This is a genomic window from Arthrobacter hankyongi, assembly GCF_022012395.1.
Classification (GTDB): Bacteria; Actinomycetota; Actinomycetes; order Actinomycetales; family Micrococcaceae; genus Crystallibacter; species Crystallibacter hankyongi.
In genome coordinates this window covers 1-1,110 of record NZ_JAKLTQ010000050.1, presented here as the reverse complement: position 1 = coordinate 1,110, position 1,110 = coordinate 1, and the positions used below count along the sequence as shown (strand labels likewise).

At 70.2% G+C, this 1,110-nt stretch carries 2 protein-coding genes; both read right to left on the bottom strand.

Going from position 1 to position 1,110, the window contains the following annotated elements:
• The coding region (locus LVY72_RS24070; protein WP_237827467.1) for a glycosyltransferase family 2 protein at window positions 1-198 on the bottom strand (198 nt) is incomplete at its 3' end.
• Between the two features lie 3 nt (window positions 199-201).
• The gene (locus tag LVY72_RS24065) at window positions 202-1,101 is read right to left on the bottom strand and encodes an N-acetylneuraminate synthase family protein (protein ID WP_372463781.1); all 900 of its coding nucleotides are present in this window, start codon (window positions 1,099-1,101) and stop codon (window positions 202-204) included.
• Window positions 1,102-1,110 lie beyond the last annotated feature (9 nt).

Sequence of the window (1,110 nt, the reverse complement as noted above, 5' to 3'; positions counted from 1 at the left end):
CAGGATCTTCAGGCCGGGCAGCCGGCCGCCGAAGGCGGCGGCCAGCTGTCCGGTGCCGTCGGTCGAGCCGTCGTCGACCAGCACGATTTCCAGCACCGAGGGGTCGGCGAACTGGCGGGTCAGGGACGTCATCGAGTCGCGGATGAAGGGCGCCTGGTCCTTGGCCGGGACGATGACCGAGAGCAGCGGGGCGGACACGGCCTAGGCGTCGACCCGGCGCAGCCGGGAGAGCGGGGCCAGTTCGCCGGGGAACACGCGCTTGACCCCGTCGCCCATCGCCTCCTGCAGGATCCGGATGTCCCGGATCAGCGCCTCGAAGCCCTTGGGCTCCAGCGAGGAGGCCTGGTCCGAGCCCCACATGGTCCGATCCAGGGTGATGTGCCGCTCCACCGAGACCGCGCCCAGGGCCACCGCGGCCAGCGAGATCTGCAGCCCGCGCTCGTGCCCGGAGTAGCCCACCGGCACCCCGTAGCGCTCCTGCAGGGTGGTGATCATCCGCAGGTTCGCCTCCTCCGGCGGCAGCGGGTAGGTGCTGGTGGCGTGCATCAGGATAAGGTTGCCGGTGCCCAGGGTCTCCACCGCGGTATCGATCTGCTCGATCGTGGACATCCCGGTGGACAGGATCACCGGCTTGCCGGTGGCCGCCAGCGCCCGCAGCAGCTCCAGGTCGGTCACCGAGGCCGAGGCGACCTTGTGGGTCAGCGCGCCGGCTTCCTCCATGAACTCCACCGAGGGCACGTCCCAGGGCGAGGCGAAGCAGTGCAGGCCCAGGCCCGCGGCGTGCTCGATCAGCTTCTGGTACTCGGGCATCCCGAACTCCACCCGGTAGCGGTAGTCCAGGTAGCTCATCTCGCCCCACGGGGTCGAGCGCGGCTTGTCGCGCATGTCGGCCGGGGTGGAGATCTCCGGGGTGCGCTTCTGGAACTTCACCGCGTCCGCGCCGGCCGCGGCGGCCACCTCGATCAGCTGCTTGGCGATCTCGATGTCGCCGTTGTGGTTGATCCCGATCTCGCCGATCACATAGACCGGCCGGCCGGGACCGACCTGCACATCGCCGATCGCGACCGGGGCGGGGGACAGGGGGGCTTCGGTGGTCATCATGACCCTTTC